The 26,010-nt window shown below is 42.6% G+C and carries 25 protein-coding genes; 20 read left to right on the top strand and 5 right to left on the bottom strand.

What is annotated here, in order from left to right:
• Positions 1 to 30: 30 nt before the first annotated feature.
• On the top strand, positions 31 to 1,908 hold the full coding sequence (argH, locus tag CZ809_RS17115; RefSeq protein WP_080158757.1) for an argininosuccinate lyase: 1,878 nt from the start codon (positions 31 to 33) through the stop codon (positions 1,906 to 1,908).
• An 82-nt stretch (positions 1,909 to 1,990) separates the two neighbouring features.
• On the opposite strand, the gene CZ809_RS17110 is transcribed toward argH, so the two are convergent.
• Complete coding sequence (locus CZ809_RS17110; protein ID WP_080158756.1) at positions 1,991 to 2,719, bottom strand: glutathione peroxidase; 729 nt, start codon at positions 2,717 to 2,719, stop codon at positions 1,991 to 1,993.
• A 159-nt stretch (positions 2,720 to 2,878) separates the two neighbouring features.
• Here CZ809_RS17110 and oxyR point away from each other — a divergent pair, with 159 nt between their 5' ends.
• On the top strand, positions 2,879 to 3,790 hold the full coding sequence (oxyR, locus tag CZ809_RS17105) for a DNA-binding transcriptional regulator OxyR (protein WP_080158755.1): 912 nt from the start codon (positions 2,879 to 2,881) through the stop codon (positions 3,788 to 3,790).
• A 96-nt stretch (positions 3,791 to 3,886) separates the two neighbouring features.
• Here oxyR and CZ809_RS17100 read toward each other — a convergent pair whose 3' ends face one another.
• Positions 3,887 to 6,475, bottom strand: a complete 2,589-nt coding sequence (locus CZ809_RS17100) for a penicillin-binding protein 1A (protein WP_080158754.1) — start codon at positions 6,473 to 6,475, stop codon at positions 3,887 to 3,889.
• 148 nt (positions 6,476 to 6,623) lie between these two features.
• On the opposite strand from CZ809_RS17100, the gene pilM reads away from it, so the two are divergent.
• From pilM to dam, 9 genes are all read left to right on the top strand, one after another.
• Entirely contained in the window at positions 6,624 to 7,604 is a 981-nt protein-coding gene (gene pilM, locus CZ809_RS17095) for a type IV pilus biogenesis protein PilM (RefSeq protein ID WP_080158753.1), read from the top strand.
• Complete coding sequence (locus CZ809_RS17090; protein WP_080158752.1) at positions 7,601 to 8,212, top strand: PilN domain-containing protein; 612 nt, start codon at positions 7,601 to 7,603, stop codon at positions 8,210 to 8,212. Before pilM ends, CZ809_RS17090 begins: the two co-directional genes overlap by 4 nt.
• Complete coding sequence (locus tag CZ809_RS17085; RefSeq protein WP_080158751.1) at positions 8,205 to 8,789, top strand: type IV pilus inner membrane component PilO; 585 nt, start codon at positions 8,205 to 8,207, stop codon at positions 8,787 to 8,789. The genes CZ809_RS17090 and CZ809_RS17085 overlap by 8 nt, the downstream gene beginning before the upstream one ends.
• Before the next feature lie 10 nt (positions 8,790 to 8,799).
• Positions 8,800 to 9,315 carry a pilus assembly protein PilP gene (locus CZ809_RS17080; RefSeq protein ID WP_080158750.1) on the top strand — a complete coding sequence of 172 codons (516 nt, stop codon included), beginning with the start codon at positions 8,800 to 8,802 and terminating at the stop codon, positions 9,313 to 9,315.
• Positions 9,316 to 9,328: 13 nt separating this feature from the next.
• Entirely contained in the window at positions 9,329 to 11,050 is a 1,722-nt protein-coding gene (locus tag CZ809_RS17075; RefSeq protein ID WP_080158749.1) for a type IV pilus secretin PilQ, read from the top strand.
• Between the two features lie 387 nt (positions 11,051 to 11,437).
• A complete protein-coding gene (aroK, locus tag CZ809_RS17070; protein ID WP_045035958.1) occupies positions 11,438 to 11,956 on the top strand; it encodes a shikimate kinase AroK in 519 nt (172 codons plus the stop codon).
• Between the two features lie 23 nt (positions 11,957 to 11,979).
• On the top strand, positions 11,980 to 13,059 hold the full coding sequence (aroB, locus tag CZ809_RS17065; protein WP_080158748.1) for a 3-dehydroquinate synthase: 1,080 nt from the start codon (positions 11,980 to 11,982) through the stop codon (positions 13,057 to 13,059).
• Positions 13,060 to 13,082: 23 nt separating this feature from the next.
• Positions 13,083 to 14,603 carry an AAA family ATPase gene (locus tag CZ809_RS17060; protein WP_080158747.1) on the top strand — a complete coding sequence of 507 codons (1,521 nt, stop codon included), beginning with the start codon at positions 13,083 to 13,085 and terminating at the stop codon, positions 14,601 to 14,603.
• A gap of 108 nt (positions 14,604 to 14,711) precedes the next feature.
• Positions 14,712 to 15,548: an adenine-specific DNA-methyltransferase gene (dam, locus tag CZ809_RS17055; protein WP_080158746.1), complete on the top strand. Its 837-nt coding sequence runs from the start codon at positions 14,712 to 14,714 to the stop codon at positions 15,546 to 15,548.
• A gap of 12 nt (positions 15,549 to 15,560) precedes the next feature.
• Here dam and CZ809_RS17050 read toward each other — a convergent pair whose 3' ends face one another.
• Positions 15,561 to 15,758, bottom strand: a complete 198-nt coding sequence (locus tag CZ809_RS17050; RefSeq protein ID WP_080158745.1) for a DUF2970 domain-containing protein — start codon at positions 15,756 to 15,758, stop codon at positions 15,561 to 15,563.
• Between the two features lie 199 nt (positions 15,759 to 15,957).
• On the opposite strand from CZ809_RS17050, the gene rpe reads away from it, so the two are divergent.
• From rpe to CZ809_RS17010, 8 genes are all read left to right on the top strand, one after another.
• Complete coding sequence (gene rpe, locus CZ809_RS17045) at positions 15,958 to 16,632, top strand: ribulose-phosphate 3-epimerase (RefSeq protein WP_080158744.1); 675 nt, start codon at positions 15,958 to 15,960, stop codon at positions 16,630 to 16,632.
• A 14-nt stretch (positions 16,633 to 16,646) separates the two neighbouring features.
• A complete protein-coding gene (locus CZ809_RS17040; protein ID WP_080158808.1) occupies positions 16,647 to 17,330 on the top strand; it encodes a phosphoglycolate phosphatase in 684 nt (227 codons plus the stop codon).
• A 105-nt stretch (positions 17,331 to 17,435) separates the two neighbouring features.
• Positions 17,436 to 18,455, top strand: a complete 1,020-nt coding sequence (gene trpS, locus CZ809_RS17035) for a tryptophan--tRNA ligase (RefSeq protein WP_080158743.1) — start codon at positions 17,436 to 17,438, stop codon at positions 18,453 to 18,455.
• A gap of 104 nt (positions 18,456 to 18,559) precedes the next feature.
• A complete protein-coding gene (locus tag CZ809_RS17030; protein WP_080158742.1) occupies positions 18,560 to 19,135 on the top strand; it encodes an aminodeoxychorismate/anthranilate synthase component II in 576 nt (191 codons plus the stop codon).
• 325 nt (positions 19,136 to 19,460) lie between these two features.
• Positions 19,461 to 20,693 carry an aspartate aminotransferase family protein gene (locus CZ809_RS17025; protein WP_080158741.1) on the top strand — a complete coding sequence of 411 codons (1,233 nt, stop codon included), beginning with the start codon at positions 19,461 to 19,463 and terminating at the stop codon, positions 20,691 to 20,693.
• Positions 20,694 to 20,798: 105 nt separating this feature from the next.
• Positions 20,799 to 21,815 (top strand): arginine N-succinyltransferase, encoded by a 1,017-nt coding sequence (astA, locus tag CZ809_RS17020; protein WP_080158740.1) that lies wholly within the window; start codon positions 20,799 to 20,801, stop codon positions 21,813 to 21,815.
• 12 nt (positions 21,816 to 21,827) lie between these two features.
• Positions 21,828 to 23,288, top strand: a complete 1,461-nt coding sequence (astD, locus tag CZ809_RS17015; RefSeq protein WP_080158739.1) for a succinylglutamate-semialdehyde dehydrogenase — start codon at positions 21,828 to 21,830, stop codon at positions 23,286 to 23,288.
• 40 nt (positions 23,289 to 23,328) lie between these two features.
• Positions 23,329 to 24,123: a DUF1338 domain-containing protein gene (locus tag CZ809_RS17010; RefSeq protein WP_080158738.1), complete on the top strand. Its 795-nt coding sequence runs from the start codon at positions 23,329 to 23,331 to the stop codon at positions 24,121 to 24,123.
• A gap of 50 nt (positions 24,124 to 24,173) precedes the next feature.
• On the opposite strand, the gene CZ809_RS17005 is transcribed toward CZ809_RS17010, so the two are convergent.
• Together CZ809_RS17005 and crp are read right to left on the bottom strand one after the other, a co-directional pair.
• Positions 24,174 to 24,368, bottom strand: a complete 195-nt coding sequence (locus tag CZ809_RS17005; protein WP_235865966.1) for a hypothetical protein — start codon at positions 24,366 to 24,368, stop codon at positions 24,174 to 24,176.
• Between the two features lie 180 nt (positions 24,369 to 24,548).
• On the bottom strand, positions 24,549 to 25,181 hold the full coding sequence (gene crp, locus CZ809_RS17000) for a cAMP-activated global transcriptional regulator CRP (RefSeq protein WP_036789513.1): 633 nt from the start codon (positions 25,179 to 25,181) through the stop codon (positions 24,549 to 24,551).
• 382 nt (positions 25,182 to 25,563) lie between these two features.
• Here crp and CZ809_RS16995 point away from each other — a divergent pair, with 382 nt between their 5' ends.
• Positions 25,564 to 25,968, top strand: coding sequence for an OsmC family protein (locus CZ809_RS16995; protein WP_080158737.1), 405 nt, complete (start codon positions 25,564 to 25,566; stop codon positions 25,966 to 25,968).
• The last annotated feature ends 42 nt before the right edge of the window (positions 25,969 to 26,010 follow it).

Here is a 26,010-nt window from a genome sequence, read left to right as displayed (position 1 = left end):
CTTCGCTTAGACAGTAACAGGAGATTCAGCATGGCATTATGGGGTGGGCGGTTTAGTCAGGCAGCTGACATCAGATTTAAGCAATTTAATGATTCGTTGCGTTTTGACTATCGACTCGCAGAGCAAGATATTGTCGGTTCAATAGCTTGGTCAAAAGCCCTGCGCCAAGTGAATGTACTTACTGAAACAGAGCAACAACAGCTTGAATTGGCACTAAATGAACTTAAATTAGCGGTAATGGAAGATCCTGAACAAATTCTCGCTTCCGATGCTGAAGATATTCACAGTTGGGTGGAGCAACAGCTGATTGCTAAAGTGGGGGATTTGGGTAAAAAACTGCACACCGGTCGTTCTCGTAATGATCAGGTGGCGACGGATCTTAAACTATGGTGTCGTCAGCAAGGTCAGCAATTATTGTTGATGTTGGATAAATTACAGCAACAGTTAGTTACCGTCGCCCGCCAGCATCAAGCAACGGTATTACCCGGATATACCCATTTGCAACGAGCGCAGCCCGTCACTTTTGCCCATTGGTGTTTAGCGTATGTTGAAATGCTAGAGCGTGATCATTCACGGTTGAATGATGCAATGACGCGACTTGATACCTGCCCGTTAGGCTCTGGCGCACTGGCGGGAACGGCGTATCCGATAGATCGTGAAGTGTTAGCCCATAACCTTGGTTTTCAGCGCGCAACCCGTAATAGTCTTGATTCGGTGTCTGATCGTGATCACGTGATGGAATTATTATCCACCGCATCAATTTCAATGTTGCATTTATCACGAATGGCAGAAGATTTAATTTTCTATAATTCTGGCGAATCTAATTTTATTGAACTTGATGATGCGGTGACCTCTGGTTCATCATTGATGCCGCAAAAGAAAAATCCTGATGCCCTAGAGCTTATTCGTGGCAAGTGTGGCCGAGTGTATGGCGCGATGGCGGCGATGATGATGACCGTTAAGGCATTACCGCTGGCTTACAATAAGGACATGCAAGAAGATAAAGAAGGGCTATTTGATGCGTTAGATAGCTGGCATGATTGTATGGAAATGGCTGCATTATGTTTTGAAGGGATCAAGATTAATCAAGATCGTACTTTAGAAGCGGCGATGCAAGGTTATTCAAATGCGACCGAATTAGCCGATTATTTAGTGGCGAAAGGGATCCCTTTTCGAGAAGCGCATCATATTGTTGGGGTGGCTGTGGTGGCCGCGATTGCCAAAGGCTGTGCGTTAGAAGAACTCTCTCTTGAGGAGATGAAACAATTTTCGACGGTGATTGAAAATGATGTCTATCCGATTTTGACCATTGAATCATGTTTAGATAAACGGTGTGCTTTAGGTGGTGTTGCACCAAACCAAGTTGACTATGCCATTGGTCAAGCAGAGAAGCGGCTTGATAAGCGTTATTCGCCTAATGTTAAAGTACGAGGCGCACGACTCACCGATCTTGATGCTATTGAAGGCATGGTGGTGTATTGGGCGGGACTAGGTGAGAATTTACCGCGTAATCGTAATGAGTTAGTGCGCGATATTGGCTCGTTTGCAGTGGCTGAAAATCATGGTGTAGTAACCGGGTGTGCATCATTGTATGTCTATGATTCTGGACTGGCTGAGATACGATCTTTAGGGGTTGAAGCGGGCTGGCAACAGCAAGGCCAAGGAAAAGCGATTGTTGAACATTTGCTTGATAAAGCCACTCAAATGGCGATTAAAAAAGTATTTGTGTTAACTCGAGTGCCTGAATTCTTTATGAAACGTGGTTTTACGCCAACCTCAAAAGCCTTATTACCAGAGAAAGTAATGAAAGACTGTGATCGTTGCCCACGTCAACATGCATGTGATGAGGTCGCTCTAGAGGTCTGGCTTGATCAAGCTCAGCATATTCCAACGGTGAATGTTGCTTAGCTCAATATTCGCGATGGATTGATATCAAAAAGCCCTCACTTTATTGTAAAGTAAGGGCTTTTTTGTAGCTAATGACTATTGCTTAGCCTAAGAAAATTTCCAGTTCTTCGCTACCACCAATGTGTTTACCACCGATGAAGACTTGAGGCACAGTGCTACGGCCTGTAATTGCACGTAGAGAAACTGTGGTTGCGTCTTTGCCCAGAATGATTTCTTCATACTGTAGGCCTTTGTCGATTAGATTCTGTTTTGCTTTAACACAGAAAGGGCAACCAGGCTTTGAGAATACAGTGATTGATTCTTGTAGTTTTTGCTCAGGTGCAATGTAGTTTAACATTGTATCAGCGTCAGAAACTTTGAATGGGTCGCCTGGTTCTTCGTTTTCAACGAACATTTTCTCAACCACGCCGTTTTTAACCAGCATGCTGTAACGCCATGAACGCGCACCAAAACCTAGGTCGTCTTTTTCAACTAACATGCCCATGCCGTTAGTGAACTCACCATTACCATCAGGAATAAAAGTGATATTTTCTGCTTCTTGATCTGCTTTCCATGCATTCATTACGAACGTATCGTTAACCGATACACATAGAATGTCGTCAACGCCATTGTCAGCAAATACTGATGCTAGCTCGTTATAACGAGGTAGGTGGCTAGAAGAACATGTTGGTGTAAATGCGCCTGGCAGGCTAAATACAACCACTGTTTTATTAGCAAATAACTCATTAGTTGTTACGTCTACCCATTGATCACCCTTACGAGTGTGGAAAGTAACTTGAGGTACTGGCTGACCTTCTTTAGATGCGAACATAATGTGATTCCTTAAAAAATATAAATAAATTTAATGCAATCGGAGCTTCGTAAATATGTTCTCCATATTGATGAAGTAATTATGCGATTTTACTCTTGATAGTTCTAATCGTTTACTGCTATGGTTTTGATAGTTGATTCCTATTGGTAACCTTAGCTAATGAATATTCGAGATCTTGAGTACCTTGTCGCCCTATCTGAACATAAGCATTTTCGTAAAGCCGCTGAAGCATGTTACGTCAGTCAGCCAACCCTAAGTGGTCAAATTCGTAAATTAGAAGATGAACTAGGGGTGTCGTTGTTAGAACGAACCAGTCGTCGCGTACTTTTTACCGATGCGGGATTGAGTTTAGTCGCCCAAGCTCAAAAAGTGTTGCTTGAGGTCAAAATATTGACCGAACTTGCTAGTTTACAAGGAGAAAGCATGGCCGGCCCGTTACATATTGGCTTTATTCCAACGGTTGGTCCATATTTATTGCCGCAAATTATTCCAACGCTTAAAGAAGCCTTTCCTGAGTTAGAGCTGTTTTTACATGAAGCGCAAACACATCAATTAGTTCAACAACTTGAAGAGGGTAAGCTCGACTGCATGATTTTAGCGTCAGTCAAAGAGAGCGAGCCGTTTATTGAGTTGCCTTTGTATGATGAACCTATGATGCTTGCAGTGCCTGAAACACATCAATGGGCACAAGAGAAAGAAATTGATATGTCACGCTTACATGGTGAAACCTTATTAATGTTGGAAGATGGCCACTGTTTACGTAATCAAGCATTAGGTTTTTGTTTTGCTGCTGGTGCCCGTGATGATGGTCGTTTTAAAGCGACCAGTCTCGAAACATTACGTAATATGGTCGCTGCGGGCAGTGGGATTACTTTATTGCCTCAGTTAGCAACCCCTAAAGAACATTGTCGTGATGGTGTGTGTTACATCGAAGCTGAGCATCCACAGCCAACCCGTTTAATAACCTTAGCTTATCGTCCTGGCTCACCATTAAAATCACGTTATGAGAAATTAGCAGCAGTGATAAAGGCTAAAATGCCTGATATTTTTGAAAAGCATGTGCAGCAATAAGAAACAACAATAGTTAATACTCATTATCAAACATGATATTTGAGCAAAAAAAGAGCGCCAATAGGCGCTCTTTTTGATTGCGGTTAGAAACCGTAATTAGAATAGCTCTTCAGCCGTTTCAGTATCAAACTTTTGCTCAGAGGTTACTTGGCGAGCTGATTGTGTTGGCTCAGTACCCTTGATGAAATACTCATACATTGATCTTGAACCATCTCGATCAGACAGTTTACCCGTTGCACGGTCAATACGGACTTTAACGATATCAGCAGGAACCTGTAGTGGTTGCTCTGGCGTATTTTTCAATGCAGTACGCATAAAGTTAATCCATGCTGGTTGTGCGGCATTACCACCGTATTCACCCCCCATTACCTGATTTTTACCAAGGTTTTTATTATAGCTAGTACGACCTAATGCATGACGGTGATCGTCAAAACCTACCCAAGTAGTTGCAACAATATTAGGCCCAAAACCGGTATACCAAGCATCTTTCGAATCATTAGTTGTACCTGTTTTACCACCAATATCATGTCGATCTAATACGCGAGCTCTAAAGCCAGTTCCATACGGATGACCGGGCTCACCCCAAATGTTACTGGTCAACATTTGACGAACAAGAAATGCATTTTGCTCACTGATCACTTCAGGTGCATAACGTACTTCAGGTGGTGTGATCACTTGCTCTAACTGTGCCAATGTTGGTTTTTCAGCTGTCGATGATGGCACTTTTTGGATTGGCGCATTTTGAGCGGCAGTTGCGAGTGCTACTTGCATTTTCGCTTGTGGATTTTCACTTTGGCAAACATCGTCACAAACAATTTTAGGATTAGCACTGTAGATCAATTCACCATTACTATTATCAACTTTATTGATAAGGAATGGTTTAACCGCATAACCACCGTTAGCAAATACAGAATAACCTTGGGCTAATTCTAGTGGCGTTAAACTACCAGCACCTAACGCTAATGGTTCTGCGCGAGGAAGATCAGCTCGTTTAAAACCAAACCGAGTGAGGTAGTTAATGGTGAAATCTAAACCTGCTAGACGTAATACACGAATTGCCATTACGTTGATAGAACGTGCTAGACCAATGCGAGCACGGGTCGGGCCACCATAACGACCATCAGCATTCTTTGGTCGCCATGCGGTACCTTGCCATTTATCCCATTTAGTTATCGGCGCATCATTAATTAGCGTGGCTAGCGTCATTCCTTTTTCAATGGCTGCTGAGTAAATAAAGGGCTTGATGCCAGAACCAACTTGACGAATTGACTGTGTAGCACGGTTAAACTTACTTTGGGTGTAATTAAAACCACCGACCATCGCCAATATGGCGCCGTTGTTTGGTGACATTGCAACAAACGAGGTGTTGGCTCCTGGTACTTGGCTCAATACCCAATGGTCAGTTGTTACCGCGGCGGTGTCAGCCGTTGCTGCAACTGTTGTGGCTTTATTTTGAACCCAGATTTGTTGACCTGCAGTTAAGATTTGAGCCGCTGTCGTTGGTGCTGGTCCTTGAGCGCTATTTGTCTGGAACTTACGCGCCCATTTCATACCATTCCAATTTAAGGTTATGGTTTGACCTTGTTTGGTCACTACTGTTGCAGTTTGTTGCTTAACCTGAGTAACGACCGCAGGAATTAACTCACCGTAAGTTGGCTGGCTACTTAGCTTTTCAACAATTTGATTGGCATTCAGTGGTGTTTGCCCCGGCTTCCATATCACCGCAGTTGCACCACGGTAACCATGACGTTCATCGTAACTTAGCAGGTTATCAACGGCAGATTGCTGAGCTGCATGTTGTAGCTTGGCGTTAATGGTGGTGTAAACATCCATCCCTTTGGTGTAAGCATCTTCACCATAACGGTTAACCATCCATGCACGTGCTCGTTCTGCAACGTAAGGTGCATACAATTGAATTTCAGCGCGATGGTAATGGGAAACAATCGGCTCTGAACGCGCTTGATCCATTTGTGCTTGAGTGATGTAACCTTCTTTAAACATACGATCAAGAACCACATTACGACGAGTTGTTGCGCGATCGATGGAGTAAATAGGGTTCATGGTTGATGGCGCTTTAGGTAAGCCGGCAATAACAGCCATTTCACTTAATGTTAGCTCATCAACACTTTTACCGAAGTAAACCTGTGCAGCAGCACCGACACCATAAGCACGATAACCGAGGTAAATTTTATTCAAATAAAGGTCAAGAATTTGATCTTTCGTTAAAATTTGCTCGATATGAATCGCAATAAATGCTTCTCGAATTTTACGAGAGAAGGTTTTTTTATTGGATAAGAAAAAGTTACGTGCAAGCTGTTGTGTGATCGTACTGGCACCTTGACGAGCGTGACCAGAGGTTAGCATCACAAAAGCGGCGCGAGCGATACCAATCGGATCGACACCGTGATGCTCATAAAAACGACTGTCTTCGGTCGCAATAAAACCATCGACCAGTAGTGGTGGCATTTGTTTTAGCGTTAATGGTATACGACGTTTCTCACCAAACTGTGAGATCAGTTCACCATCAGCACTGTACACCCTTAATGGTGTTTGCAGTTCTATATTTTTTAATTTAGCAACATCTGGTAGGTCTGGTTTTAGGTATAAATAAAAACCAAAAATTGTACCCACTCCAAGAGTGATGCAAATTATTGCAAGTATTAGTAATCGCTTTATGAACTTCACTTGAGATTTCCCGTTACGCCATCGTTCTGGCGGTCATTATCTATTATCTTTTACCTTCAAGTATAAAGATAACAAAAAATTAATTAATGCCGTTGATGGTGTTTATTCGAAATAGTTTGTTTTTTCGCCACATGGGAGCATAACACGGATGTTTCGGAACCCATTAAGTGTTGGGGTAGATATTGGTAATCACAGTATAAAAGCTGTGGTGCTACAACAAAAAAAAGAGCAGTTTGAGTTAGCTGCATTTGTTGAAGTTGAATTGACTAAAACTGTCATAAACGATCAGCATAGCGTGAATAATGCTGAGCTGTTGTCAGCAATGCGTCAAATTAAAAAGCAATTACCATGGCAAGCCAAAGCCGTTACCTTAGCCTTACCTGATAGTGCTGTGATCAGCAAAGTTGTTCAATTAGATACCAACCTCAGCGAAGAAGAGGCTGAATTCGCCATAGTGCAAGCATTGGGTGCGGCTTCGCCGTTCCCGGTGGAAGAGCTGTGTTTCGATTATTTTCCTCTTATCAGTGATCGCTTTAGTGACTCAGCGTCGACGACACCATTTCAAGTGTTTGCTTCTCGCCGAGAGACTATAGATAACCGTTTAAACTCATTATTAAAGTTAGGTTTTAAGCCTAAGGTAATGGAACTGCAAACTCATGCTTTATTATGGTTAGCGGAATACCTTGCTGAAATGGGCAGCCATTATAACCAATGGGGCGTCGTTGATGTAGGTAAACGTCATACTGAGTTTTGTATGAAACCTCAAGGTAGTGCGGCTTATCATCGTGAAATTCGATTTGGTACGGGTTTGTTTGAGGATCAAGAAGCAGTAACCGATCTTGGAAGCAACCATTCAGAACAATTTACCAAACAATTAGCGGAACAATTAAAGCGCCAAATTCAATTGTATAACTCAACTCATCCGCGTAGTGGCATTAAAGGTTTATGGCTCTGTGGCGGCGGGCAAAGTTTGGTGTCTGAATCTTTGCTGCAACGTTTGATTGGACTGGATGTAACCTGGGTGAGCCCATTTCAGCATTTTAGCTGTGCTAAAAAAGTTGAATTACCGCATTCGATGTCGAGTCAATATGCCGTTGCTACAGGCTTAGCACTGCGAGGGCTAGCATGATCGATAAACTCAATCTATTGCCGTGGCGAGAGCAGCGGCGCAAACAACATAAACAGCGTTTTATCGGGTTATTGTTGGTCAGTGTGGTGGTGGCCTTTATAGGGAATGGCGCAATTGGTGAATACATTGAAAATCAACAATTGCAGCAGCAAAGCCGTAATGATCAGTTACAGCAAGAATTGGACAGCTTAGAGCAGCGATTGGCTTTCTTACCGTTATTAGATAAACAGCGTGATGCTATTGAGTTGCGATTAAAGGTGATTGTCGATATTCAATTATCGCGTAATCGCGTCACGCAGTTACTTAATCAGTTACCCGAAGTGGTACCCGCTGGCGTATATCTAGATGGCGTCAATTTAGCTTCGCAGCGGGTCAAAGTTGACGGCTTTGGTGATACCAATGGCCACCTTGCCGCGTTATTAGGTAAAGCGGAGCAATCACCGTGGTTTCAAAATATTGAGATGCACTCTTTAGTTACCACTAAAAGTGCAGATAAACAGCAAAAATCACAGTTCAATGCCTCTTTTGATTTAACTACGCCAGTAATTAATAACAAGCCGTTAAAGGCGACCTTTCCTACTGCAATAGTGGAGAAAAACAATGATTGATTGGCGTGAATTAGAGCTTGATGAAATCACGGAATGGCCATTATTGCCACAAGGTTTAATTGCTGCGGTGTTGGCAATATTGCTCTCAATGTTAGGCTATTGGTATTGGTTAACACCATTAACTGAGGCGTTAGAACAGCAAAAACAGCAGGAAATAACGTTGCGGTCTCAGTTGGTCAGTCGTGCTGCTCAAGTGGCTGCTTTACCTCGTGTAAAAGAACAAGTTGCGGAGCTTAATCGTCGCTATCAAGAGGTGATAGAGCAATTACCGGAAGAGCAAGAATTAGCGAGCTTACTGGCAAGTATTAACGATATTGGTGTTAAAAACGGATTGATCTTCCAGTCAATTAAGTGGGCATCACGCATCGAACATGACCTTTATTATGAATTGCCGCTAAATATGCAGCTAACGGGCTCTTATCAACAGATTGGTCAGTTTGCTGAAGCGATAGCCCAGCTGCCACGAATAGTTAACTTGCGTAATGTTGAGTTGGGACGGGTGGATAAGCAAGGTTTTGATGAATTGTTGTCGTTAACAGTCTCTGCTACGACATACCGTTTTAAAACCCCACAGTAATGAGGATCTTATGAGAACACTATTATGGCTGTTACCGTTAGGATTCGGATTAATGGGGTGTCAGGCTAACACTGATTCAATTGAGCAGTTTATTGCCAAAACACATACCAATGCTAAAGCAAAAGTAAAACCATTGGCTGATCCTTATATTTTTGTCGCTGAATCATTTGTAATGACCAGTAAACGAGTGCCATTTTTACGGCCAAGGCCAGAGCTATTATTGGCGAAACAAGCGAATAGTAGTTGTTGGCAACCATTAGCTGATCACAAGCCAACGCCGTTAGAAACGTTTCCATTAGAGCAACTTTCGATGAAAGGGGCGATTGGACATCAGCATCAATTGTGGGGGCTGGTTTATACCCCTAAAGGCGAGTTAGTAAAAATTAAGCCAGGACAGTTTGTTGGGCTTAATCGCGGCAAAGTAATAAAGGTGAGTGATAAGCTCATTGAAATAGAAGAAACATTACCCGATGGCAAAGGTTGTTGGCTAACACGGCCTGCAAAGCTGGCTTTAGTTCAGCATTAATCAAGGATGAGTTATGAAAGGGAATACATGGGGGCTTAGCCGCCAGATTTTCGTCAGTGTATGGTTAATGTGCTGCGGGTTGCTGACGGTAACCAGTGTTACAGCAGCGCCAGCGAGTGGCATTACTAATCAAGTTCAAGATATTGAATTTCATCGTGATGGTAAAGGTCGAGGCGTATTAACTGTTAAGTTAAAACAGCCGCAGTCATTGGTTGATATTCGCCGTCAAGGTAAGCAATTACAGCTGGATATTTTTGATACTCAGTTAACCAATGAGCAAATACACACTTTAGATGTAATTGATTTTGCTACGGTCGTTAATAGCATTGATACTAGCAATGTGCCTCGTGGGGCGCGGTTTATGTTTAATATGACTGGTGGTTATGATTACGATTATCGTATTCGAGGCAATAACCTTGAAGTGACGTTAATTAAACGTACTCAAGCTAAAACGGCAACAACGGCAAACAAAGGTAATGTGTCGTACAAAGGCAAACCTATCTCTATAAACTTTCAAGATATTCCGGTGCGTAATGTCTTACAGTTAATAGCTGATTATAATGATTTTAACTTGGTGGTTGCTGATACGGTGAGCGGTAACGTTACGTTGCGTTTAGATAATGTGCCATGGCCGCAAGTGCTCGATATTATCCTGCAAGCGAAAGGATTAGATAAACGTGTCCGTGGCTCAGTGTTATTAGTTGCCCCTAAAGCTGAATTAGCGGCTAATGAACATCAAGTGATGGAAACTGCACGCAAACAACAAGAATTAGCGAGTTTACGCTCTGAGCTTATTCAAGTGAACTATGCCAAGGCAACGGACATTTCGGCGTTATTAAGTGGATCGAGTGATGGTGTGGGAATGCTGTCAGAACGAGGTTCTTTGCATGTTGATGAACGTACTAATGCATTGATAATTAAAGATACTCCTGAGAATATAGCCAGTATTAAAGACATCGTAGTTGCGCTTGATATTCCAGTCAAACAAGTACAGATTGAAGCGCGTATCGTTACCATTGATGAAGGTAATATTGATGAGCTTGGTGTTCGTTGGGGCGTGTCGAGTATTGATGGTGATACTACCATTGGTGGTTCAATTGAAGGTAACCTTGGTAGTTCTGGTTTGCTTGATGATACCACCGTTGATGATTTCCTTAATGTGAACTTAGGTGCGACTCAAGCGGGTGCTTCTAGTATTGCTTTTCAGGTGGCAAAACTGGGTAATGTATTGTTAGATTTAGAATTATCAGCATTACAATCAGAGCGTAAAGCTGAGATTATTTCCAGTCCGCGCTTAATGACCACCAATAAAAAAGCGGCTTATATCGAGCAAGGTACCGAAATTCCGTATCTTGAAGCATCATCAAGTGGTGCGGTGTCGGTTGATTTTAAAAAGGCGGTGCTGAGCTTGATGGTAACCCCTCAAATCACGCCTGATAATAAATTGGTATTGGATTTAGAAGTCACGCAAGACAGTAAAGGTGAAGAAGTGCCAACTGGCGTCGGTACGGCGGTTGCAATTAAAACGCAACGTATTGGAACACAGGTGTTAGTCAATAACGGTGAAACAGTTGTATTAGGTGGTATTTATCAAAATCAAGTCAACAATAGTGTTCGTAAAGTGCCTATTCTTGGTGATATTCCAGTACTTGGTGCATTATTTAGGCATAAAATGGAAGAACTTGGAAAACGTGAATTATTGATTTTTGTGACGCCAAAGATTGTGATGCAATAATTTTTCACTTACCTAATCACCTTGCTGATAATGCTTCTAAACAATGCTTCAGCAGGGTGAGTCTCGCTAAAAGTTGTTTTATTTCTATTGGTTACCTTTGCCCGTTGAATGGGTGTTGAGCATGTTATTCGGCAATTATTAGGATATTTACGAGCTTAATACGATTGACCTCTGACCTCGGGTAAGCCATTATGGCAACCTCTGTGGGTAAGACAGGCTTAATAAAATATCGATTGATGTCGACTAGCTATTGCAAAATAGTAGTCAGTCCTGAGATAATTTTCTGTCTTATCACGAATTATATGTGAGGAACTTGGCGCCTCGGGCTTATATTACATAGAGCCTGCGGGTGGTGTCGTTTTATTAACCGCGCGTAAATTGCTAAAAATGGCTGAAAAACGAAATATTTTCTTGGTTGGCCCTATGGGTGCCGGCAAAAGCACTATTGGTAGACACCTTGCACAACAGCTGCATATGGAATTCTTTGATTCAGATACTGTGATCGAAGAACGTACTGGCGCTGATATTAGTTGGGTGTTTGATGTTGAAGGTGAAGACGGTTTCCGTGTTCGCGAAGAAGCTGTAATTGATGACCTAACACAAGAACAAGGTATTGTTCTCGCAACGGGTGGCGGCTCTGTTATTAACAAAGAGAACCGCAATCGCCTTTCTGCTCGTGGTATTGTTGTTTATCTAGAGACGACTATTGAAAAACAATTAGCTCGTACTCAACGTGATAAAAAACGCCCGTTACTTCAAACTGACACACCTCGTGAAGTACTTGAAGAACTAGCAGCAGAGCGTAACCCATTGTATGAAGAGGTTGCTGACTACGTTGTTCGTACTGATGATCAGAGTGCGAAGGTAGTTGCTAACCAAATCATCAAGATGTTGGAAGAGCGTTAATTCATTAAAAAGAGAAGCTGACCATGGAACGGATCAATGTCAATTTAGATGACAGAAGCTACCCTATTTCAATTGGCGCCGAGTTGTTCGACAACTCGGCGTTGTTTGCATCTGCGATATCTGCAGGCAAGCAAGTAGTTGTGGTCAGTAATGATACTGTTGCCCCGTTATATGCGGATAAGGTAATAGCAACCATCAATTCATTATCGTGCCAAGTGGCACTACTTTCTCTGCCTGATGGTGAACAATACAAAACCCTTGATACGTTTAATCACATCATGACATTTTTACTGGAAGGTAATTATGGCCGCGATGTGATTTTAGTTGCTTTAGGCGGCGGCGTAATTGGTGATATCGTTGGCTTTGCGGCTGCGAGTTATCAGCGAGGGGTTGATTTTATTCAGGTGCCAACCACGTTGTTAGCACAAGTTGATTCATCTGTTGGTGGAAAAACTGCGGTTAATCACCGTCTGGGTAAAAACATGATTGGTGCCTTTTACCAACCTAAAGCAGTGATTATTGATAATTATTGTTTACATACCTTGCCGCAACGAGAGTTAGCAGCAGGATTGGCAGAAGTCATCAAGTACGGCATTATTGCCGATCATGATTTTTTTGTTTGGTTAGAGAATAACATCGAACGGTTACATGCACTGGATAACGAGGCGTTGTGTTACGCCATTAGCCGTTGCTGTCAAATTAAAGCCGATGTTGTTGCTGCCGACGAAAAAGAATCAGGCGTTAGGGCATTACTTAATCTTGGCCATACCTTTGGTCATGCGATTGAAGCAGAAATGGGCTACGGTAATTGGCTGCATGGCGAAGCGGTGTCAGTAGGTACAATTCTCGCAGCACATACTGCCGCAAAGCAGGGATTAATCAGTGATGCTGATGTAATGCGTATTATTGCATTACATCAACGAGCAAATTTGCCCGTTGTTGCTCCTGATACAATGTTTTTTGACGATTTTATTAAGCATATGATGCGTGATAAAAAAGTATTGTCAGGTCAGCTACGCTTAGTGTTGCCAACATCGATTGGTAGTGCTGAGGTTGTGGCTGATGTTCCTTTTGATGTGCTTCAGGATGTAATTGGTCGCTAAACTGTAACCAATTGATAACTCGCATGACAAAACGAAAAAGTCTGGATCTGGAAAGTCAGATCCAGTTGCTGACTCGAGTACAGTTCATTACTCGGTTTAGCTCTCACCTTATTCACCTTTCTGGTGCTCCTGGCTCAGGTAAAACTTGGCTTGCCCATGCTTTTCTTGAAGATTACGCCACCGATTGTCATCAAGTATTATTGATGTGTCAGCATGGACAAACAGACGTTCAATATCGTACCTTACTGCTACAACAATTTGTTAGCCACGCTATGTTTAATGAACATGACTCTTTATGTCAGAGTGTTGAGCATCTATTAGCGAACCAACATTATAAATTAATGGTGGTGATTGATGACGCCCAGTGTCTGAGCCCAACGTTAATTGCTGAATTGTGGGCATTGGCACAATATGCCAATCAACATCCAGAGCGACAACTGAATATTGTGCTATTTGCCAATCGTGGCGAGTTGAATCAAACTTTAGCCCATGTCGCTCATGGCTCAGGTATTACTCCTGTTGAACTTGATATTGATGATTTTAGTCAGCAAGAAGTGATGCTATTTAGTGATATGCTAATGACGTCCGATGGATTAGATGCCCCTTGTCGGCGTTCATTAAAACAGCGCTTACTAATGGCGCTTCCTCGTCCGGGCGTATTACATAATCTTCCGCAAGCAGAAGGGATAACCATGAATTCAAATATGAAAAAGAAGCCGTTATTACCGATTGTAATTGGTGGCGTGATCATTGTTTTAATTGCGGGCGGTTATTTCTTTATGGCATCCCGCTCTGGTAGTGAGTCTGCATCTGCAACGATAACGGCACCTCAGCCTCCTGTGCCTGCGGCGGTAACAATTGATAAAGAGCCATTACCACCACAAGTTAATCCACAGGGGTTAACTGTGGGGCGTCAAGATGACATCAAGGGTCAAGAGCGGGTTGTTATCTCTGATCAACAAATTGATGCCATTATTGACGATCACACGTTGGACGATCATCCTGCTGCTACAGAAGCTACAGAAGCTACAGAAGCTACAGAAGCTACAGAAGCTACAGAAGCTACAGAAGCTACAGAAGCTACAGAAGCTACAGAAGCTACAGAAGCTACAGAAGCTACAGAAGCTACAGAAGCTACAGAAATGACTGAAAAATCGCCTGTCATTGCGACAGAAGCAATCAAAACGCCAGCGGCTGTTAGTGTTACATCATCGCCTGTCTCTAAGTTAGATTGGTCACTTAAATTAGCCGCAGATAAACAACGATTAATTGCCGTAAAGCCAACACATTATGCGTTACAACTGGCGGCAACTCAGAGCCTTGCCGCCGCTGCAGAATTTATTACAACCCATAATGTAATGGATGCGATAGTTTACCAAACGGTACGTAATCAGCAGTCATGGTTTATTGTTGTGACCGGAGATTACGCTACCGCGAGTCAGGCACGCACTGCAAAAAATCAATTATCACCTGCATTACAACAGCTAAAACCATGGTTAAAATCTTATCGTAAGATCACGCAAGAAATAGATCGCTTAAAATAAAGCCATAAATAGTAGTTATTTATGTGAATTGGTATCAGCGCAGGGTGTAAATGAGGTACAATCCGCGACCTTTCGTGACATTCTTGTAAGTGGTGGTGGGTCAGCTTAATGAAAAAGCATCGTGCATTCCTGAAGTGGGCTGGGGGTAAGTACTCTCTGGTCGAGGATATTAAACGACACCTACCGCCTGCGCGTAAATTGGTTGAGCCTTTTGTAGGTGCTGGTTCGGTGTTTTTAAATACTGATTATGAGCATTACTTACTGGCAGATATCAACCCAGATCTGATTAATTTATATAATATTATTAAGCAAGAGCCTGAGCGATACATTGAAGATGTACGTCGATTATTTACGCCTGAATATAATACTAAAGCGGCGTACTTGAGTATTAGAGAAGACTTTAATAACAGTACTGATCCTTACCAGCGTTCGATTTATTTTCTCTATCTTAATCGACATGGTTTTAATGGCTTATGCCGTTATAACAAAAAGGGCGGGTTTAATGTGCCTTTTGGCTCTTACAAAAAACCGTATTTCCCTGAAGCTGAAATGTATTATTTTTCAGAAAAAGCTAAACGTGCGACGTTTATTTGTGAAGGGTACAGCCAGACATTTTCACGGGCGCGTAAAGGCAGTGTGATTTATTGCGATCCACCGTATGCGCCATTATCAACTACGGCTAATTTTACCTCTTATTCTGGTAATGGCTTTAGTTTGGATGATCAGGCGACCTTAGCTAATATTGCAGAGAAAGCCGCGACTGAACGTGATATAGCGGTATTGATTTCTAATCATGATACGCCGTTAACCCGCCGTTTATATACCGGTGCTGATTTATCCGTAGTAAGGGTTAAGCGCACGATTAGTCGTAATGGCAGTAGCCGCAATAAGGTTGATGAACTACTGGCGTTATTTAAAACCCCGCTTATTGCCGATAACGAATAACCCTCCCTGCTTTTAGATTGCTATTGCTTGATGAGCGATAGCAATCAATATGCTCACTAGCAGCACGATAACAATCCCTCCAATGACAATAAATAACCATGGACTTGAATGTTGAAAGTCTTGTTGGTGCTGTTGTTGTGATTGCACCCCAAACAATGCAGCTAAGACACTCTTTATTATTTGCCACATCGCTTTGCTGTGTTTATTCATCAACTTTCCTGTGAGTGTTTTATTTAAATGCTAGCTAGATTGTAGTGCCTATGTTGGTAGTAACACTGATAATTATGGCTAACTACAGTAATAAATAAATCCATTAAGACAACACCTAGGGGATCGGGTAGACTGACAGCAATTTATGAGCTTGGTACGCCGAGCCTGTGTTTTTATCGCTAGTGTAAAGAGGCTAACCATGAAGGACTTTTTGATCGCTCCATCTATTTTGTCTGCTGATTTTGCCCGCTTAGGTGAAGATGTAGCAAACGTATTGGCCGCTGGTGCTGATGTGGTGCATTTTGATGTTATGGATAATCACTTTGTCCCTAACCTGACGTTTGGTGCGCCTATCTGTCAAGCATTACGCGATTATGGTATTACCGCGCCGATTGATGTTCATTTAATGGTAAAACCTGTCGATCGTATTATTCCTGATTTTGCCAAAGCAGGCGCTAGCATGATCACTGTTCATGTTGAAGCGACCGATCACCTTGACCGTAGTTTGCAACTGATTAAAGAACATGGTTGCCAAGCTGGGGTGGTATTTAATCCAGCAACACCATTACACCACCTTGATTACATTATGGATAAAGTGGATATGATTTTGATCATGTCAGTAAATCCTGGTTTTGGTGGTCAATCATTTATTCCAAGTACGTTAGATAAATTACGTCAAGTACGTCAGCGTATTGATGCTTCAGGGCGAGATATTCGTTTAGAAGTGGATGGTGGTGTTAACGTTAATAATATTGCGGAAATCGCAGCAGCAGGTGCGGATATGTTTGTTGCGGGGTCTGCTATTTTTAATGAACCTGATTATAAAATTGCGATTGATAATATGCGTGCACAGTTAGCTGAGGCTAAGCGTTAATGGTTTCTGAAAACATGATTGAAAATATTAAATTTATAGCGTTTGATTTAGACGGTACGTTGTTAGATAGCGTACCTGATTTAGCCGATGCGGCTGATTTGACTATGCGTCATCTTGGCCGTGAAGGTGTGACGGTTGAACAGGTGACGACTTGGATTGGCAACGGGGCTGATATTTTAATTGGTCGCGCATTAAGCCGTAGTATCGATATTGATCCTGAGATTGATCCGCAATTACAGCGTCAAGCGCGTGAACTATTTGATCATTATTATGCCGCGGGTGGTCATCAAAAAAGTGCGCTATATGCGGATGTGAAAACGACGCTAGCTGATTTACACCAAGCGGGTGTTTTGATGGCAGTGGTGACGAATAAGCCATCACAATTTGTGCCTCACTTACTTGAAGAACATGGTTTGAGTGCTTACTTTGTTGATGTGATTGGCGGTGATACCTTTCCATTGAAAAAGCCAGATCCTTACGCATTACATTGGTTGATGGAAAAACACCATGTTGCAGCCACTGAATTGCTGATGGTGGGTGATTCGCGTAACGATATTTTAGCGGCACAAGCTGCCAGTTGTCGCTCGCTTGGGCTGACTTATGGTTATAACTATGGTCAACCGATCAGTGATAGTCAGCCAGATGTTGTTTGTGATCACTTCAAGCAATTACTTGATGTGGTTAAACTAGGCTGCTAGTACATTACGGTGTACACTAAAAAATCAATAACATTAGGTGCAGGTAACGGTGTTATCAGCACCTATCGTCAATACAATTACAGATATTAACAGGACAGCCTGATCATGAGTAAACCCATTGTATTAAGTGGCGTACAGCCTTCTGGTGAATTGAGTATCGGCAACTACCTTGGTGCGCTGCGTCAGTGGGAACAGATGCAGGATGATTATGATTGTCAGTACTGCGTGGTTGATTTACATGCCATTACTGTACGCCAAGATCCCAAAGCCCTTCATGAAGCAACTCTCGATGCTCTTGCGATTTGCTTAGCCGTTGGTGTTGATCCAAAGAAAAGCACCTTGTTTGTACAATCTCACGTACCTGAGCATGCACAGTTGGGCTGGTTATTAAATTGCTATACCCAAATGGGTGAGCTAAGCCGCATGACTCAGTTTAAAGATAAATCAGCCCGTCACGCAAATGACGTTAACGCGGGTTTATTTGGTTATCCAGTACTGATGGCTGCCGATATTTTATTGTATGGCGCCCATCAAGTGCCTGTAGGTAGCGATCAGAAGCAACATTTAGAGTTAGCACGTGATATCGCAACCCGTTTTAATAATCTTTATGGCACAGAGCAAAGCCCAATTTTCCAAGTACCTGAACCGTATATTCCAACGGTAGGTGCACGCGTAATGAGCTTACAAGATGCGACTAAGAAAATGTCGAAGTCAGATGATAACCGTAAGAACGTTATTACGTTACTTGAAGATCCTAAGTCAATTCTAAAGAAAATCAATAAAGCGCAAACAGACGCAGAAATGCCGCCTCGTATCGCGCATGATATTGAACAAAAAGCGGGTATTTCAAACCTAATGGGCTTGTATTCTGGCGCAACAGGCAAAACGTTTGCTGAAATTGAAGCGCAGTATGCTGGTGTTGAAATGTATGGTCCATTTAAGAAAGATGTCGGTGAAGCATTAGTCGCAATGCTTGAGCCTGTACAGGCTGAATACCAACGCATTCGTCATGATCGTGCTTACCTTGATAGCGTGATGAAAGCCGGTGCGGATAAAGCATCTGCGCGTGCTGCTGAAGTGTTGAAAAAAGCTTATCATGCAGTCGGTTTTGTTGCTCGCCCATAAGTGCAGGCAATAACAATGATAATAAAGCAGGGCTAAGGCTCTGCTTTTTTATCGCGGGTTAATTACTGCCGTTGGCAGTAAAAGAATAAGAGCTTAGTTGTAGTATGTTGTTACTTATTGATAACTACGATTCCTTTACTTACAACCTTTATCAATACTTTTGTGAATTAGGCGCTGAAGTCGTTGTTGTGCGTAATGATGAAATTGATATTGCGGCAATTGAGGCGTTAGCTCCCACGCATTTAGTCATTTCTCCTGGTCCCTGTACGCCTAATGAAGCGGGTATCTCTTTGCAAGCTATTGAATATTTCGCAGGTAAATTACCGATTCTCGGTGTGTGTCTTGGGCACCAATCACTTGCGCAAGTATTTGGCGGCGATGTAGTACGTGCTCGCCAAGTTATGCACGGTAAAACGTCACCTATCTATCATACTGATTGTGGTGTTTTTAAGGGGCTTAATAATCCTCTAACAGTGACGCGTTACCATTCCTTGGTCGTTAAAGCGGCAACATTACCTGATTGTTTTGAGATCACCGCTTGGACAGAATTAAACGGTGAATTTGATGAAATTATGGGTATTCGACATAAAACGCTGGCACTTGAAGGGGTACAGTTTCATCCAGAAAGCATTTTGACCGAACAAGGCCATCAATTGCTGGCTAATTTTCTGCAACGCTAATTCCTCTACTGTTCTTCTAACGTACTTATTACTGCGTGAGTAAGTACGCTTTTCTGTTGTTATCACTGCGTATCTTCGTTATTTGAGTCGTTTCGTTTTTGTTGAAATGCAATTTTATGCATTTGATAAGAATTATTTCCTTAGAGGAAAGAGTGTTGGTCAATGATAGTGGTTAATAATCTTCCGTAAATAATGCATAACTATTGCTAGTGTATTCATTTATTAACACTTTTGCTGAAATAAAAAGCATTAACTTGCTTGGCAAAAGGTTAATAAAATGTAAATACTATTAATAATACGGCATACAGCACAGAAGGATAGTGTGATGGCAACAGAAGAGAAGCTGCAACGTTCATTGTTTAATGAGGTCATGGTACCTTGCTATGCGCCGATGGATATTATTCCCGTTCGTGGACAAGGCTCGCGCTTATGGGATCAACAGCAACGGGAATATATTGATTTCGCGGGGGGGATTGCGGTCAGTTGTTTGGGCCATTGCCATCCGGTGCTGGTGGAAGCATTAACAGAGCAAGCACAAAAATTGTGGCATTTAAGTAATGTGATGACCAATGAGCCCGCGTTGCGCTTAGCTGACACACTGACCCAACTCACTTTTGCTGATAAAGTCTTTTTCGCTAACTCTGGCGCAGAAGCCAATGAAGCCGCATTAAAATTAGCGCGTCGTTATGCCGTTGATAACTTTGGTGCCGATAAAGATCAAATTATCGCCTTTCATCATGGTTTTCATGGACGTACCTTTTTTACCGTGACGGTCGGTGGCCAAAGTACTTATTCCGATGGTTTTGGTCCTAAACCCCAAGCAGTTACCCATATTCCTTATAATGATTTAGCGGCAATTGCTGAATTAATGTCAGATAAAACCTGTGCTGTGATGATGGAGCCTTTACAAGGTGAGGGTGGGGTCATTAGCCCAACGATTGAGTTCGTGCAAGGGGTACGTGAGCTGTGTGATAAACACCATGCGCTGTTGATCTTTGATGAAGTGCAAACGGGTAATGGCCGTACGGGAGACTTGTTTGCTTACCAAGGTCTTGGTGTTACCCCAGATATTTTGACCACAGCAAAATCATTAGGTGGCGGCTTCCCTGTTGCTGCAATGCTGACAACAACGGCATTTGCAGCCCATCTTAAAGTGGGTACCCATGGTTCAACTTATGGCGGTAATCCTCTTGCGTGTGCGGTTGCTGAAGCGGTGATCAATACCATTAGTCAGCCCGCAGTATTAGCCGGCGTGAAACAGCGCGAACAATGGTTCCGTGATGGGCTCATGCAGATTAATCATCGTTATCCTATTTTTAGTGAAATTCGCGGTAAAGGGTTATTACTTGGGGCGGTGTTATGCCCACAATGGCAAGGCCGAGCACGAGATATCTTAGTTGCCGCAGGTAAAGAAGGGTTAATGGTATTAGTTGCGGGCACTGATGTGGTGCGCTTTACGCCTTCATTGGTAATTGATAAAAAAGATATCGATGAAGGAATGCAACGCTTAGAAGCGGCAATTGCAACGTTATATGAACTGCATTCTGCTGAGCTGTGATTGAATTGCTATTACGGGGTTAGTTAACACCAATAGCCCCATTCTAACGCTGATGTTGAGCGAGACAATGGCAGGAGTCATTGTCTATATTTAGGAGGGAATGCCATGCTCATTATTCGTCCTATTACTGCCGCTGATTATCCTGCACTGATGCAATGTGCAGAAGCCTCTGGTCATGGTTTTACATCATTACCCATCAATGAAGATTTACTTCGTCGCCGTATCCAACATTCTCAAGCCAGTTTTAATGCCAGTGTTACCTCTCCAGGCCAGGAAAGTTATCTATTGGTCGCCGTTGATAGTGATACCAATCAAGTCGTTGGTACAACAGCAATTGAAGCGACGGTTGGACTTGATGTGCCTTTTTATAATTACCATTTAAGTACGGTGACCCATGCTTCGCGTCAGTTAGGCGTACACAACATCGTTAAGGTACTGACATTGGGTAACCAATACACTGGGGAAACTGAGCTGTGTAGCTTATTTTTATTGCCCGAGTGGCGTCAAGGTACTAACGGACGCTTATTGTCAAAGTCACGTTTCTTATTGATGGCTGATCATCAACAGCGATTTGCTAAGGTGGCTTTTGCTGAAATGCGTGGTGTCTCTGATGGACAGGGGAATTCCCCTTTTTGGCAATGGTTGAAAGAGCATTTCTTTTCGATTGATTTTACTTATGCAGATTATTTAACCGGTATTGGTCGCAAAGGCTTTATTGCTGATTTAATGCCGAAATTACCGATTTACGTCAATTTACTCAGCAAAGAAGCACAAGCGGTGATTGGGAAAGTACATACCAATACTCGTCCCGCGTTACAACTGTTAGAACAAGAAGGATTTTGTTGTCGCGGTTATGTTGATATTTTTGATGCCGGTCCTAGTGTTGAATGTGACGTGCGTAATATTGAAACTGTGCGTCATTCGCAGCGTTATTCGGTCAATATTGGTGAACATAGCAGCCAACAACATTATCTTATCTCAAATGGTCAGTTAGCAGGGTTTCGAGCGGTTGTGGCTCCTATTGCGATTACTGCACAAGGACAAGCCATGATGACCGCTGAGGTTGCCGCTGCACTTAATGTGGAAATGGGTGATGAAGTAAGGTTAATAGCCCAACCATAAAAGGAGAGACGAATGAGCTTATGGATTAATAATCAATGGCTAGTGGGCGATGGTGAGCGATTTCAATCACTCAATCCTTATAATGATGATGTGGTTTGGCAAGGTAATGCTGCGAGTGTAGAGCAAGTTGAGAATGCTGTTGCTGCTGCAAATTCAGCGTTTTTAAACTGGCGAAATACGACGTTTAATGAGCGCTTAGCCGTTATTGAACGCTTTGCTCAATTACTGCAACAACATCAATCACAATTGGCACATATTATTGCGGCAGAAACAGGTAAACCAGTATGGGAAAGTACCACGGAAATCGCGGCGATGATTGCCAAAGTTGGGTTATCAACGCAAGCTTATCATGAGCGAACGGGTATTCGTCAGCGTCAGCAGGCCGGAACTACCATGATTGTTCGCCATCGTCCTTTGGGGGTGATGGCGGTATTTGGACCATATAACTTCCCCGCACACTTACCTAATGGCCATATTATTCCAGCATTGTTAGCGGGTAACACCGTGGTATTTAAGCCTTCAGAGTTGACACCTAATACCGCTCAACGAATGTGTGAATTATGGCAACAAGCGGGTATTGCTGATGGGGTGATTAATTTAGTACAAGGTGGACGTACAACGGGAGCGGCGTTAGCCATGGCAACGGGAGTGGCTGGAGTATTGTTTACCGGGAGTGCGCAAACGGGGCATTTGTTACATCAACAATTTGCGGGGCAACCGCAAACTATGTTGGCTTTAGAGATGGGAGGTAATAATCCATTAGTGATCGGCCAAGAGTATGGTGACATTGATGCGGCGGTATATACCATCATTCAATCGGCTTTTTTAAGTGCTGGACAGCGTTGTACTTGTGCACGGCGATTATATATCGCCACAGGAAAAGCTGGCGATGCTCTGTTAGCCCGTTTAGTGACGGTCGCTTCACAATTGCTGGTGGGTGATCCCTTTGCAACCCCTGTACCGTTTATGGGGCCATTAATTTCTGCTGTGGCGGCGGATCACATCATATTGCATCAACAACAACTTTTGGATGCTGGTGGCGTTGCTTTATTAACGGCAACGCGGGGACAAGGCGCAATTGTGACGCCTGCGATTATCGATGTTAGTGCTATTACTGAACTTGCGGATGAAGAATATTTTGGACCACTATTACACGTTAGTCGTTATGTTGATTTTACTCAAGCGGTAGTCAGTGCCAATCAAACTCGCTATGGCTTAGCGGCAGGGCTCATTTCAACCGATGAGCAACAATGGCTCTATTTTATTGAACATATTCGTGCTGGTATTGTGAATCGAAACCGACCCTTAACGGGAGCGAGTGGTGATGCACCTTTTGGTGGCCCAGGCGCATCAGGAAATCTTCGCCCAAGCGCTTATTATGCTGCGGACTATTGTGCTTATCCTATGGCGTCTGTTGAAGGGGATGATGTGCAATTACCGTCTCAATTAGCGCCAGGAGTAAGCTTGAGCTAAGGTTTAATGAGTGATAATGCTTTCAATAGGCAGGCTGATTATGGAATCTATTACCCAACTTTTTGATGGTTTATGGCACGATTATAGTCACCGCTTATGCCCTTCAGCGGTGCAAATACAGCAGTTGTTAACCGAGGACACAGCATTACTTAATGATCATATTGCATTGCGCAGCTTTGGGTTACCGAAGTGTGGCTTAGCCGTACTGGCTGCGCCATTTATTGCTTTGGGTTACCAACCGCAAGCAAAATATCATTTTAGTGCCAAAAAGCTGTATGCCGAATCCTTTATTCATGCAAACCCGGTGTTGCCAAAAGTCTTTATTAGCGAATTACAATTAGCGGGGTGCTCGGCTGAATTACAACATACGATACGAGCCTTGCTTGATCAGGTTGATGATGATTATTTTCGCCAACCTGATTTTATTTATCGTGGCCGTCCATGGCAACTTGACTTTGCGACCTATCAATTTTTAGCGGCTGAAAGTGAATATGCAGCGTGGGTTGCGGCACACGGTTTTGGCGCTAACCATTTTACGGTGAGTATTAATCAATTAGAACAGTTCTCTAATCTTGAAGAGGTTAATCATTTATTGCGCCATAACCAGTTTGTTATTAATCAAGCGGGCGGGGAGATAAAAGGTAATGCTGAGGTGATGTTGGAACAATCAGCAACCATGGCTGACAAGGTGGGGGTCAGTTTTCGAGACGGTATTCATAACATCCCTGGTGGATTTTATGAATTTGCAAAACGCCATCCCCAAGCGAATGGTGAGTTATATTCAGGGTTTGTGGTTGCTTCGGCGAATAAAATTTTTGAAAGTACAGATCGTTAATTGTAAGCCAAATAAACAGTGCTTAGCGCATAAGCACTGTTGTTGAAGGGTTAGTTATCCAGTGGTGAAGCCCAAACACCTGATTCATCTGCAGGGCAGCGACGTAATCCGGTTTGTTGTTCGAGATAACAGCGACTATCACTAAACCCTGTCATTTCAATGGTTGTTGGCTGACTAGTTAATATCCCAGGTACCGTGGTGTAACTGTTAACTGAAAAGCGTTCAATATCCATATTGACCATCATCGATTTAAAATCCATTTGTGAGCAAAATGTAGCATAAATAGATGTTATTACAAGTTAAAATTTAACACTAATGCCTGAGTGTTCAATGATTGTTTTACGGTGATCATCTGGGGAGTGATAAAAAAAAAACCGCAGGCATAAGCTGCGGTTTCATCGGTGATTTTGGTATGACTAAAATAATTAGCGTGTACCGTAAACCACAATAGTCTTGCCATGAGCAGAAATAAGATTTTGCTCTTCTAGCATTTTAAGAATACGGCCGACTGTTTCGCGAGAACAACCTACGATCTGACCAATTTCTTGACGAGTGATCTTAATTTGCATGCCATCAGGGTGTGTCATTGCATCAGGTTGTTTTGCAAGATTCAGTAATGTCTGTGCAATACGACCTGTAACATCAAGGAACGCAAGATCACCCACTTTTTGACTTGTCACTTGTAGACGACATGCCATTTGAGCAGATAGACGCATTAGAATATCTGGGTTAACTTGAATTAATTGACGGAATTTTTTAAATGAAATTTCTGCAACTTCACAAGGGCTTTTTGCGCGAACCCAAGCTGTACGTTCTTGGTCTTCTTCGAACAAGCCGAGTTCACCAATAAAGTCGCCCTGGTTTAGGTAAGAAAGGATCATCTCCTTACCTTCTTCATCCTTGATTAATACAGCAACAGAACCCTTCACGATGTAGTACAAAGTCTCTGCTTTTTCACCTGCGTGAATTAACGTGCTCTTTGATGGATATTTGTGAATGTGACAATGGGAAAGAAACCACTCTAAAGTTGGATCTGTTTGCGGTTTACCTGGAACCATATTACTAACTTCCTCTGCATATGTTGCCCAACAATATGTTCTGTAAAGATAACTCGACAAAACTGTGCGTTGGCAGGGTTATTCACTCAGCTGATGGGCTGCGAGCTAACTTAAACTGGTTTAGAGTGTATCCTTTTTTTGGGGCTTTTTCTTGATATTGATCTCGATGACCCGCTCATTTATGAGAGATAAGTGTGCACATGATCACATCGTTGTGACTTAGTTACCAAAAGCACCGTTTCAAAGTGATTTTGCTCTCCAATTCTAGCAATAGAAATATGCAACACAATTAGCATCAAACAAAATAAATAACGTTTACATCGATGGAATTATCAACAAAAATAAGATCAAATTTTAAATAATATAGCTCAAGGATATAAAAATGCAGTCACGTGTAAAATGGGTAGAAAACATGACGTTTGTTGGCCAATCAGCATCGGGCCATAGCGTCGTTTTAGATGGTAACGGTGGTGAAAAAGGGCCAAGTCCAATGGAGTTGGTATTAATGGCTGCCGGGGGATGTAGCTCTGTGGATGTTGTTAGTGGTTTACAAGATTTACAACAGCAGATCACGGCTTGTGAAGTGAATATCTTCGCCGAACGTCGTGAACAAGCGCCACGAATTTTCACTCATGCCAATTTACACTTTGTTGTTACTGGCCATGATTTAAATGATGCACTAGTGAGTAAGGTGGTGGCTGACTCGCTTGAAAAATATTGCTCAGTTTGTTTGATGCTAGGTAAAGGTGTTGAAATGAGTCACAGCTATGAGATTGTTGTGGCGTAACTCGATGACGATGACGGTTGCTGATATCAGTAACCGTTTATC

This window comes from Photobacterium piscicola (genome assembly GCF_900166965.1).
GTDB lineage: Bacteria > Pseudomonadota > Gammaproteobacteria > Enterobacterales > Vibrionaceae > Photobacterium > Photobacterium piscicola.
This window is presented reverse-complemented; position numbering and strand designations above follow the sequence as displayed.

Excerpts from the sequence above, each read along its gene's own strand:
- argH (WP_080158757.1), top strand. The coding sequence starts at position 31 with ATGGCATTATGGGGTGGGCGGTTTAGTCAGGCAGCTGACATCAGATTT.
- CZ809_RS17110 (WP_080158756.1), bottom strand. The coding sequence starts at position 2,719 with ATGTTCGCATCTAAAGAAGGTCAGCCAGTACCTCAAGTTACTTTCCAC.
- oxyR (WP_080158755.1), top strand. The coding sequence starts at position 2,879 with ATGAATATTCGAGATCTTGAGTACCTTGTCGCCCTATCTGAACATAAG.
- pilM (WP_080158753.1), top strand. The coding sequence starts at position 6,624 with ATGTTTCGGAACCCATTAAGTGTTGGGGTAGATATTGGTAATCACAGT.
- CZ809_RS17090 (WP_080158752.1), top strand. The coding sequence starts at position 7,601 with ATGATCGATAAACTCAATCTATTGCCGTGGCGAGAGCAGCGGCGCAAA.
- CZ809_RS17085 (WP_080158751.1), top strand. The coding sequence starts at position 8,205 with ATGATTGATTGGCGTGAATTAGAGCTTGATGAAATCACGGAATGGCCA.
- CZ809_RS17080 (WP_080158750.1), top strand. The coding sequence starts at position 8,800 with ATGAGAACACTATTATGGCTGTTACCGTTAGGATTCGGATTAATGGGG.
- CZ809_RS17075 (WP_080158749.1), top strand. The coding sequence starts at position 9,329 with ATGAAAGGGAATACATGGGGGCTTAGCCGCCAGATTTTCGTCAGTGTA.
- aroK (WP_045035958.1), top strand. The coding sequence starts at position 11,438 with ATGGCTGAAAAACGAAATATTTTCTTGGTTGGCCCTATGGGTGCCGGC.
- aroB (WP_080158748.1), top strand. The coding sequence starts at position 11,980 with ATGGAACGGATCAATGTCAATTTAGATGACAGAAGCTACCCTATTTCA.
- CZ809_RS17060 (WP_080158747.1), top strand. The coding sequence starts at position 13,083 with ATGACAAAACGAAAAAGTCTGGATCTGGAAAGTCAGATCCAGTTGCTG.
- dam (WP_080158746.1), top strand. The coding sequence starts at position 14,712 with ATGAAAAAGCATCGTGCATTCCTGAAGTGGGCTGGGGGTAAGTACTCT.
- CZ809_RS17050 (WP_080158745.1), bottom strand. The coding sequence starts at position 15,758 with ATGAATAAACACAGCAAAGCGATGTGGCAAATAATAAAGAGTGTCTTA.
- rpe (WP_080158744.1), top strand. The coding sequence starts at position 15,958 with ATGAAGGACTTTTTGATCGCTCCATCTATTTTGTCTGCTGATTTTGCC.
- CZ809_RS17040 (WP_080158808.1), top strand. The coding sequence starts at position 16,647 with ATGATTGAAAATATTAAATTTATAGCGTTTGATTTAGACGGTACGTTG.
- trpS (WP_080158743.1), top strand. The coding sequence starts at position 17,436 with ATGAGTAAACCCATTGTATTAAGTGGCGTACAGCCTTCTGGTGAATTG.
- CZ809_RS17030 (WP_080158742.1), top strand. The coding sequence starts at position 18,560 with ATGTTGTTACTTATTGATAACTACGATTCCTTTACTTACAACCTTTAT.
- CZ809_RS17025 (WP_080158741.1), top strand. The coding sequence starts at position 19,461 with ATGGCAACAGAAGAGAAGCTGCAACGTTCATTGTTTAATGAGGTCATG.
- astA (WP_080158740.1), top strand. The coding sequence starts at position 20,799 with ATGCTCATTATTCGTCCTATTACTGCCGCTGATTATCCTGCACTGATG.
- astD (WP_080158739.1), top strand. The coding sequence starts at position 21,828 with ATGAGCTTATGGATTAATAATCAATGGCTAGTGGGCGATGGTGAGCGA.
- CZ809_RS17010 (WP_080158738.1), top strand. The coding sequence starts at position 23,329 with ATGGAATCTATTACCCAACTTTTTGATGGTTTATGGCACGATTATAGT.
- CZ809_RS17005 (WP_235865966.1), bottom strand. The coding sequence starts at position 24,368 with ATGATGGTCAATATGGATATTGAACGCTTTTCAGTTAACAGTTACACC.
- crp (WP_036789513.1), bottom strand. The coding sequence starts at position 25,181 with ATGGTTCCAGGTAAACCGCAAACAGATCCAACTTTAGAGTGGTTTCTT.
- CZ809_RS16995 (WP_080158737.1), top strand. The coding sequence starts at position 25,564 with ATGCAGTCACGTGTAAAATGGGTAGAAAACATGACGTTTGTTGGCCAA.